The organism is Coxiella-like endosymbiont of Rhipicephalus sanguineus (assembly GCF_018687865.1).
On sequence record NZ_NIQB01000024.1, the window covers coordinates 1 to 8,991 of the forward strand.

Genomic DNA, 8,991 nt, shown 5'->3' on the forward strand with positions numbered 1-8,991 from the left:
CGGAGTAAGATAAGGGTTTTTTAGATTCTGACATTGGGGAAAGGATAGCAAAAGAGTGCAGACAAACGGAAGGGAGAAATCGTATAATTTTTTTGGAAAAATTTTAAGTCATAAGACCATATGATAGCTATTCGGAAAACAAAGATCGTACTTGTACTACTTGCAGTACTCTTAATTTACAGATAGGGGGGGGCCATTGAGGTTCGTGATATCAGAATTGCAACGATTGCCGTTAGTGATCAGTTCCCCCCCTCCCAATGTTTCAGAAAAGTTTGCCGAAAGCTCTTAAACAAGTTCTGGTTCGAATTAGTGGTTATGTGAGGATAATGACTTTACCGGTCATTCGAGATGTATTGCCTAAAATTAATAACTATGTTGAAAAATACAGCTACCTGCTAAGGCCGACGAAAAGGGTGGTCAGCAAAGGCTACTATTGCGGGTTGTGTTCGATAAACGGGCCATGAGGTATTTGCTGGAGAATGCGAACCAAGGGATTTGGAGCACTCACCGACCTTTGACAATGGTCTGGGTTTCCGTTCCCAATGGTTCTCAATCCGAAACGCTTGCCAGTGAGAGCCAGAATCCAACGATTCGCAAGATAAAGCAGGTCACATTTTTAGCGGGGTCTTCCTATTATTTTCCGGCAATGGATCTGAAAGACCAGACCAATGTGGCCCAATCTATCTCTACTTTGCTTTCCAATCCTCAATTACAAATAATTTCATTTCGCAAGCGCTACGGTGTCAATTCTATTCTAGCAGGTTGGCAGTGGTTGTAGACGCTAATGGCCAGCTTCAAGTAGAATGGCAGTTATTTTTAAACCGTACCTCTTACGAATGGCAAACAATAGGCACCGATGTTACTTAAGTCGTCATGAATGAGTATCAATTGTGTGGCAGATATCATGGCGAATCAATTTGCTACTTTTAGATAGTAAGGGCATGGAGAATCTGATTACTATGGAAGTGACCGGCATTCAAACTCTGGATGAATTATGTTCACGTGGTATCGCTTTAAAAGCATTTATTACCCGGAAAGTATCGGTCAGTAGCGAGATGAATGCCGATATGCTTTACTCAAAATTAAAACAGCCGGCAATTTAGAGGATTTAGTGAAAGCTCTAAAATCCGCTTCTCATCTTATCGCGGAAGGTTTTCCCTCTCATCCAGGTTTAGAGGCGGCTAATTTATTTTATCGATGGAAAACAAGTCAGCCGGTTTCCGACTCTTGGATGACGATAAACTTTTCTCCCCTTCATTAGCAATGTTAGATCAATTACCCTTACGAATTAATTTACAAGAAGAAACTACTTTCAATAATTTTTATCCGGGTAAAAACGAAACGGTCCTACATGCACTAAACGAATTATTAGAAAATAAAGGGGAATCGTTCGTTTATTTATGGGGAGAGCCAGGCGTTGGCCGAACTCACTTGCTACAAGCTTGTTGTCACGAAATGAATAGTCGTGCGCTCGAAACCATGTATTTACCTTTGCGGATATCGCAACTCACACCAGTAATTTTGCATGGCATGGAAACAAAGCATCTCATTTGTATCGACGATATTGACGCAGTATTAAATCAAAAAGATTGGGAAGAAGCACTTTTGCATTTTTACAATCGGGCGCGCGAGAGCACTGAGCCAAAATTAATTATTGCAGGTAAGGATATCCCCCCGCAATTAAATTGCCAATTAGCCGATTTACGTTCGCGTTTATCCTGGGGTTTGGTTTTCCAGGTAGTTGGTTTAAGCGATACGGAAAAGATAAAAGCATTACAAATGCGTGCACATGATCGCGGTTTTGAATTGTCTGATGGAGTTGGTCAATTTTTATTGCTTTACTACACACGCGATATGTCGTTATTATTTAATTTATTGGATAAATTAGATCAGGCTTCGTTGATCGCCAAACGTAAATTGACCATACCTTTTGTTAAAACTGTTCTTGAGCGTAAATTGGTGAAAAAGAGTTATCTCATATTATAACTAAATTGATAAGTAAATTGAGAAGAACTCTCTTCGTTAGCTCTCAGTTCTTCTAATTGAGTATCTTGTCGCGACTCTCTAAAGAATTCTTTGAGATACGTCATTGCTGTCTTGTGACATTAGTGCGTTTGTAGAATGGTAATAAGCAGGGATAAAAGCACTATGGCGAAACAACCCACTTCCGAAAATACATCTTCCAGTATTTTGATATAGGGGTGAAGGGAAGCGTCGCTTTTTGAAAAACGAGGCAGGATGCCATGGGTGTAAAGGTTTTTCAGGCTTTCAAATGCTGGAAAGAAAAATCCAAAAGCATAAAAAGTATCCAGGGTGAACACTTTCCAGAGTTTATTAGGATATGAATACTTGCTCCAAGAATTCTGGTGAGCCATTTCATGGCTTTGATTGCCCATGAAGCAGAAGCATCTTGTGTATCAAAAAGATGACTTTGAGAATTAGCAATTGCTTCACGTATCTTTTAAATATCAAAGTGCATGGTTTTCCAGGCTGCGCCCGCTATCACAAAAATACTAAGTGGTCCTTTGATGAACAAGTTCACGTCCGAAGTTGCTATCACAAAACTGTGCGTGAGTCTAAATAATAGAGGTAAGTCTGTGCCTACACTCCACAATAAAAAAATGCTTAAATGCCGTTCTCATCAATTTTCTGCGTGCTTCAGGAGGGGCATTGACTTTATCCCCCGATTGAAACCACTCTTGGGTATCCTCCAATGGTTAGCGCCTACTAAATTAGTGACGTTAGCGACAGCAACTAAGCCTTTGAGAAAAAGACCACCCGCAGCTCCCACCACAACCAATAAAGCCAGAATACCTATTCGAACCTATAAAGCCGGCTGAAAACCCCAAGTAAAATTACGAAATAAAACTGTGGCTAGCACAGAAGCATCAAAAAGCTCTGTGGCGAGGACGCTTAATATTTTTCTTCTCGTTGCTGTGGCTAATTCAGCTCCAGTTTGTCGCCATATAGGGTAGGGCATCGGATTGAATTACCTGCTCTGGTAGATTTCGAAAATCCACTGTAAAACTAAATTTTTCTTTTAAAAAAAGAGTAATAGCTTCTTAATAGCTTCCGAATCCCAATATAAAAGATTTAACTTCTCCTTATTGAGTGGGCTGAATATTAGATTGGCGTATTTAAATTGAATGGGAACCAGATATCGACTGATTAAAGGCACGAGAGCTCCGCTTATCAATAACAACCACCAAGGATATTCCACACGTTTATCCGTATTGTTCTCAGTCAACAGACCAACAACGGATTGATAAATATAAATGACTAAAAAAGCAGCGCCGAGAGGTTTGAAAATGCTTTATGCTTGGATATAAGTCCCACTTTTCTTAGAGAATGTGTTTCTTCTCTGGCGAAAATAGGATCGGGTTTGAAGTTCACCATTGAATTAGCTCGGCGCACGGCTTCTAACAATGCTAAACGGCTGACATACATTTGTGCGAGAGCCTTACTAGGTTCTGTTAGATTATTGAGTATATCGGTAACCTTATTGGGAATATAACGAAAAATTCGATCATTTTTTCTGTTTTTGGCATTGACTGGAACTGAAAGTTAAATCTCATTTCTCTAGTAATTTTTCGAATCAATAGTTTCAATATTCCAATCACCATACAGGTCGGATTTATGCACGATGGTAACTTCATCATTAGTGATGATAGGAATTCTTCTGGTTCTGTGAGTATGTCTAAGTGCAAAATAAAAACGTTCATTGTGATTTAAATGGAGCATTCTTTCTGCTTCAACAGTGATTTTTATTCGCTCGCTTTCTGAAACGACACTACCATAATTAGAAGTTGAAATAAGATGTTCTTGGATATCAGATGGCATTTCAATATTTCTCTACATTCATTTTCTTAAAAGAAAGTATAAAAATTTTAACCTAAAACTAAAAATAAGTAAAAACCATAGATTTTTTGTCCAATAATATTTCTTGATGATTAACGATAAGTTAAATATTGTAATGATTTTTTATATTTAATTTTAATTTAGAACTATCTTATCGTCGAAGGAGAATTTGTCTAAAGCAAACGTGCCTTGATTATGTCATCAATGACTTGAATCTGCTTCAATAATGTTTCGTTAATCTTGGCGTTAACATCCATCATAGTATAAGTAATTTCCTAGCGAGATTTATTAATCATATCAATAATATTGATATTAGCCTTAGATAAAAGAGTAGAAATTTGGGCAACCATATTGGGAATATTTTTATTAGCGATGGCAATTCGATATCCCTCTGTTGGTTCGAACTTTACTGTTAGGAAATTAACGGAATTCCGAATATGGCTATTTTTCAAATAATCTTTAACTTGGTCAGGAATTATTATGGTGGTCAGAAATCATTATGGCAAAATTTTCTTCAGCTTCTTTCGTAGAAGTACCAAGATGAGCTAGGCAGATTACTTGGAAATATTTCTTAAATAATACGTTAGAAAAAATCACAGATATAATTTCTAATTTTATTATCAGATAATTTTTTTAATAAAGGTTCATTATCTAAAATTTCAGCGCGTACGAAATTAAGGAGCACGACATTATCTTTCATTTGAGCGATGGTTTGTCTATTTATTGATAAGATAATTGGTATATGAAGTTAATGGAACGTGCACAGTAACGAAATCACTATTTTGTAGAACATCTCACATTGATTCCGCTTGAATGACATTGGTAGACAATTCCCAAGCATTCCGGACCGTTATCACTGGATCATAACCGACGGCGTTCATTCCTAATCGAATAGCAGTATTAGCCACTTGAACATCAATTTTGTCTAAGCCAATAATACCCATGGTTTTACCAGGAAATTCAAAGCCCGGAAAACGTTTCTTATTTTTATTGACCTTATGGGTAATAACTTTATCGTCACAATCCAAATATTGACTATAAATCTAGTACTAAATAAATATGATAATTAACTAACATTATAATAATAATTACTAATTCTTTTAAGGTATTTGCGTTTGCTCCTGGCATGTTCAACATAGGAACACCAGGAGAAGTCAATTATGAAACTAGAATATTGTTAACGCCGACGCTGCGCGCTCCACTACTTTAACACTTTCAGGAAAATCTATCATGAAAATTAAATGATCGAACTAAGATTGCATTAGGATCGGAACACTCAGTTAATAGCGAATATTTTGGAGATCAAATTGCGTAATACTATAAAAGGATATGTTATCTAATAAAAGTATTTTATAAATCATTATAAAATTTTCAATGACATTAATAGAATTAAGCCAATGACAACGGGCGTCAAATATCGTTTACTCGATCGCCAACAACGAAACCAAAAATTTGTAGAATTCCACCCTATAGTTTTTTGAATTAAATGCGCTGGCAGTAGCCAACCTGTAAAAATAGCAATTAAGAGCCACTAGCGGGGAGCATGATACCCGAAGTAATGAAGTCAATTCCTTAAAAAAAGGTCACGTTAAAAAGATGAAAATACTCTTGGTGACTGAAATGAAAGAAAAAAGGATGCCAAAACTCAATATTTAAGAGAAGAATCCTGAGAGTGTGACAGCGCTCTTACGTGAAAATCGATGATTTTCTATCAGCTAAGCAACGGCCAGTTCTAATAAAGATATAGTAGAGATAAAAGCTAGAAATAATAATAAAAGAAAAAATAACCTAGCGAAAATATTTCCTAACTAAATATAGCTGATGAAAGAAAAAGGAAAGGTAAAAAAAATAAACTTGAACCCAACTCAATTATGAGGTGATTCGCAAATATAATAAGAAAAATAATCGATCCTGCTAATAGGCGCAATAGCTGTATCAGCGAAAGAAACGGTAAGAACGGAACTGATGATAGAGATATTTTTCGGTAAATAGGTGCCAAACATAATAATAATGCCTATGGCAATGTTCAAGCTAAAAAATGCCTAACCTAACGCCAATAAAGGAACTCGGGCAGTGACTTTCTGAAAATCCAGTTTAAGAAGAAAATAACTGCCTGTTGGAAATATCCGGTGGTAGCTCGATAAATCACTAAAATTAAAATTAATATGTAAGACTATAAGACGAGAAACATGAATTTCACTGTGCGTTCAAGCTCCCCCGTTTTATTCCTAAAATAATAACGGACATTGTCGCTACGACGATGATGGTGCCACTTACAAACATTTGCTATGAATTATCTTATGGATTCTTGAAATTATTAATAGCTAGAAGTTTTGTGGTATTTTGAAATTTTCCCAGAATGCCACGTATGAAGTAATCTAACACCCAGACTGAAATAACGACTTAGTAAGTTAAAATTAAAAAATTGGCTAGTATGTGTGGTAGCCCCACCTAATAATTTGGAATGCAGGCTCCGTTTTATTTTAAGAGATACATTTCGCAAAGCTAGTGCTGGATTACCCACGTCCTATACGACCCAATAAAACTCTCAAGGTCATTAAAGGAATATCCAACAAAATTACAAAACAAAGATATAAAAAAACAAAGACGTCACCATCATTTTATCCAGCTAAATAAGGGAAGTGCAAAATATTTTCGAGTCCCACAGCTGCTTCCGCAGTGGCGAATATAAAGGAAGTTTGGGAAGTCCATCGGGTAGCGCTGTTCATCACGTTCGTTATTATTTGTTAAGCGTAGTAAGTAGTTAGTATACAATAACACTTTACTAAAGGTAGAGTAAGGAAAATGCTTCTTGCCATTTGGCGATTAACAGAACCGCTTGATACTATTATTTTTGATTGTGATGGAATCTTAAGTCACATTGAGGATATAAACTATTTAGCAGCAAGCAATCACTTTGATTCTGATGTCCGATTGTTAACAGAAATAGCGATGAATCTCATAAAAATTACCCTGGATATTTATCGTAACTCCTTAGATTTGGTTCGACTTACAGCTGAGCAAGTAGTTGGTTTAGACGATTATTATGTTAATTTAACGCTAAATGCTGAGAAAGTGATATCCACTTTTCAAAATAGGAATAAACCCGTGTATATAGTTTCAGCTGGAATTAAAAGAGCGGTTGAAGCTTTTTCCAAACGTCTAGGAATTCCTACCTCATACGTTTTTGGAGTTGATGTATAATATTTTAAAAAAGAAAAGCAGTTTTATGGCTATGAAGAAAACTCTTCGATGACTTATCGACTTGGGAAACACGAAATAATTGAAAAGAAGAAACAATCATTTCCGCATTGCCTGTATTGGAGATGGAATGAATGATGTGGAAGCTGCCAATTTAGTAGAGCGGTTTATCGGGTATCGGGTATCGGGTATGGTGGAGCATATTATCGCCACCATATTTCGGAAGTATTTTATTTTTATATTAAAAAAATACATTAGCCTATTTTACCCTTGTGCCTCACGCTTTAGGAACATAAGCAACTGTCACAGACAGAGAAAAATCTTTTTCAAAAAGGTCTGAGTCAAATCAACCAAGAAAACGTAATAATTTTAAATAGGAAAAATAATTTTAAATGAAATATATCAAAGAATAGTGAACGGCAAAATAGCAGAATGAAATTTGTTAGGCTCTTGAAAAAGAAGATGGAGGCGAAGCTCAATTTCAAGAAGTATTGTGGGAAAAACTAAGGGGAAGTCGGCTTTTGAGAGATGGTTCTGTCATTGAGAAAGGTGGTGTTAATTTTTACTATGTCTACGGCAATTTACCCCGCTTCAGCTACTCAAAAACATACAGAATTAAAGGATTCTTATTTTAACGCGGAAGAAATTTCTTTAGTTATTCACGCTAAAAATCCCTATGTGCCTAGCACTCACGGTAATTTTCAATTTTTTATTGTAGAATCAGAGGATTGTAAACTGGTATGGTGGTTCGGTGGCGGATACGATTTAATACCTTATTACTTATTTAAAGAAGACTGTTGTTATTGGAACCTTGTAGCCAAACAATCTTGTGATTCTTTTAGTAAAGAAATTTTTTTTCAATTTAAATCAGCGTGCGATCATTATTTTTATTTTAAACATCGAAAAAGTAGTGCGGTATAGGGGTGATATTTTTGATGATTTAAATAAGTGGGGATTTGAGCGCATTTTTGAATTTATTAAAATTCTAGGAAATAGTTTTTTACAAGCTTATTTAGCTATTGTTAAGAGGCGAAAAGAATATCCGTATGGTGAACGTGAACGCAAATTTCAAATTTATTGTCGTGGTCGCTATGTGGAATTTAATTTATTGTATGATCGAGGAACTCGTTTCAGTTTAGAGTTTGGATGAAAGAACAGAATCGATATTAATGTCGCTACCACCTCTGGTAGTGTGGCGTCCCGATTGGCAACCGAAACTAAGTAGTGCAGAAGCTAAACTGTTGGAATATTACTTGGTGCAAAGGGATTGGATCGCTATTCAAAACTAACGGTTCCCTAACCTGAAAGTTTGGACAAATCGGGTATCTCATTGAGCGCAATTTACAAGAAAGTTCCGATTTATCGGCACGGATCCCATTCTTGACAAAGTAAAAGTACCACCGTATCTTGCCCCCATGCATTTTTTTTTACATACCCTGGATATTTCGGGCGCTGTATTTGACTTTTTTTCTACAGTTTTTTATGTCAAAGCTTATAAATGGGCGTGGCCACTTGGCGCCGTAGCCACAGCGATTAATATTGTGTTGTATGGTTTAAGAGGAATTTACGGTGATATGACCTTGGCTGGGATTTACTTTCTATCGATGTTTTATGGTTGGTATCAATGGACTCGAAATAAAGAAGCTGAAACTTTAGCAATAACAAACCTTACGCTGCCTTTGGCTCTGATTTTAAGTATTCTAGCATTTTTCGGTATGTTGATAACAGCTGAATTGTTAAATCATTTCACGAATTCCCAAGTTCCGTATATTGACGCCATCACCACAATACTTAGCTTAATCGCTCAATGGATGATTTGTAAAAAGATAATTGAGACCTGGTTTTTATGGTTTGTCGTTGATGCTTTGTACGTAGGATTGTATTTCTATAAGGGTATTCCTGTCCATAGCATTCTATTGGTAATTTACCTCG

General features: G+C 36.3%; 15 protein-coding genes. 10 read left to right on the plus strand and 5 right to left on the minus strand.

Annotation, left to right across the window (positions count from 1 at the left end):
- Positions 1 to 326 precede the first annotated feature (326 nt).
- The 4 genes from B1F79_RS01965 (at position 327) to hda (ending at position 1,986) form a co-directional block, all read left to right on the plus strand.
- A complete protein-coding gene (locus B1F79_RS01965; RefSeq protein WP_251365789.1) occupies positions 327 to 464 on the plus strand; it encodes a hypothetical protein in 138 nt (45 codons plus the stop codon).
- On the plus strand, positions 461 to 778 hold the full coding sequence (locus B1F79_RS01970) for a DUF2066 domain-containing protein (protein ID WP_251365777.1): 318 nt from the start codon (positions 461 to 463) through the stop codon (positions 776 to 778). Before B1F79_RS01965 ends, B1F79_RS01970 begins: the two co-directional genes overlap by 4 nt.
- Positions 779 to 917: 139 nt before the next feature.
- On the plus strand, positions 918 to 1,103 hold the full coding sequence (locus B1F79_RS01975) for a hypothetical protein (RefSeq protein WP_251365778.1): 186 nt from the start codon (positions 918 to 920) through the stop codon (positions 1,101 to 1,103).
- A gap of 160 nt (positions 1,104 to 1,263) precedes the next feature.
- Complete coding sequence (hda, locus tag B1F79_RS01980) at positions 1,264 to 1,986, plus strand: DnaA regulatory inactivator Hda (protein ID WP_251365790.1); 723 nt, start codon at positions 1,264 to 1,266, stop codon at positions 1,984 to 1,986.
- Between the two features lie 119 nt (positions 1,987 to 2,105).
- Here hda and B1F79_RS01985 read toward each other — a convergent pair whose 3' ends face one another.
- The 5 genes from B1F79_RS01985 to B1F79_RS02005 all read right to left on the minus strand — a co-directional run bounded on the left by B1F79_RS01985 (position 2,106) and on the right by B1F79_RS02005 (position 4,886).
- Complete coding sequence (locus B1F79_RS01985; RefSeq protein ID WP_251365779.1) at positions 2,106 to 2,396, minus strand: hypothetical protein; 291 nt, start codon at positions 2,394 to 2,396, stop codon at positions 2,106 to 2,108.
- Between the two features lie 245 nt (positions 2,397 to 2,641).
- The gene (locus tag B1F79_RS01990; RefSeq protein WP_251365780.1) at positions 2,642 to 2,800 is read right to left on the minus strand and encodes a hypothetical protein; all 159 of its coding nucleotides are present in this window, start codon (positions 2,798 to 2,800) and stop codon (positions 2,642 to 2,644) included.
- A gap of 779 nt (positions 2,801 to 3,579) precedes the next feature.
- Positions 3,580 to 3,840, minus strand: a complete 261-nt coding sequence (locus B1F79_RS01995) for a hypothetical protein (RefSeq protein ID WP_251365781.1) — start codon at positions 3,838 to 3,840, stop codon at positions 3,580 to 3,582.
- A gap of 601 nt (positions 3,841 to 4,441) precedes the next feature.
- Positions 4,442 to 4,558 carry an NAD(P)-dependent oxidoreductase gene (locus B1F79_RS02000; RefSeq protein WP_251365782.1) on the minus strand — a complete coding sequence of 39 codons (117 nt, stop codon included), beginning with the start codon at positions 4,556 to 4,558 and terminating at the stop codon, positions 4,442 to 4,444.
- Between the two features lie 94 nt (positions 4,559 to 4,652).
- Positions 4,653 to 4,886, minus strand: a complete 234-nt coding sequence (locus tag B1F79_RS02005; protein ID WP_251365783.1) for an NAD(P)-dependent oxidoreductase — start codon at positions 4,884 to 4,886, stop codon at positions 4,653 to 4,655.
- 1,614 nt (positions 4,887 to 6,500) lie between these two features.
- Between B1F79_RS02005 and B1F79_RS06285 the strand changes: the two genes are divergently transcribed.
- The 6 genes from B1F79_RS06285 to pnuC all read left to right on the plus strand — a co-directional run.
- On the plus strand, positions 6,501 to 6,626 hold the full coding sequence (locus tag B1F79_RS06285; protein WP_285896359.1) for a hypothetical protein: 126 nt from the start codon (positions 6,501 to 6,503) through the stop codon (positions 6,624 to 6,626).
- A gap of 37 nt (positions 6,627 to 6,663) precedes the next feature.
- Positions 6,664 to 7,062 carry an HAD family hydrolase gene (locus B1F79_RS02010; RefSeq protein ID WP_251365784.1) on the plus strand — a complete coding sequence of 133 codons (399 nt, stop codon included), beginning with the start codon at positions 6,664 to 6,666 and terminating at the stop codon, positions 7,060 to 7,062.
- Positions 7,063 to 7,587: 525 nt separating this feature from the next.
- On the plus strand, positions 7,588 to 7,980 hold the full coding sequence (locus B1F79_RS06790; protein WP_251365785.1) for a coproporphyrinogen III oxidase: 393 nt from the start codon (positions 7,588 to 7,590) through the stop codon (positions 7,978 to 7,980).
- The gene (locus tag B1F79_RS06795) at positions 7,970 to 8,209 is read left to right on the plus strand and encodes a coproporphyrinogen III oxidase (RefSeq protein WP_251365786.1); all 240 of its coding nucleotides are present in this window, start codon (positions 7,970 to 7,972) and stop codon (positions 8,207 to 8,209) included. Before B1F79_RS06790 ends, B1F79_RS06795 begins: the two co-directional genes overlap by 11 nt.
- Positions 8,210 to 8,228: 19 nt before the next feature.
- The gene (locus tag B1F79_RS06800; RefSeq protein ID WP_251365787.1) at positions 8,229 to 8,348 is read left to right on the plus strand and encodes a hypothetical protein; all 120 of its coding nucleotides are present in this window, start codon (positions 8,229 to 8,231) and stop codon (positions 8,346 to 8,348) included.
- Positions 8,349 to 8,474: 126 nt separating this feature from the next.
- The coding region (gene pnuC, locus B1F79_RS02030) for a nicotinamide riboside transporter PnuC (RefSeq protein ID WP_251365788.1) at positions 8,475 to 8,991 on the plus strand (517 nt) is incomplete at its 3' end.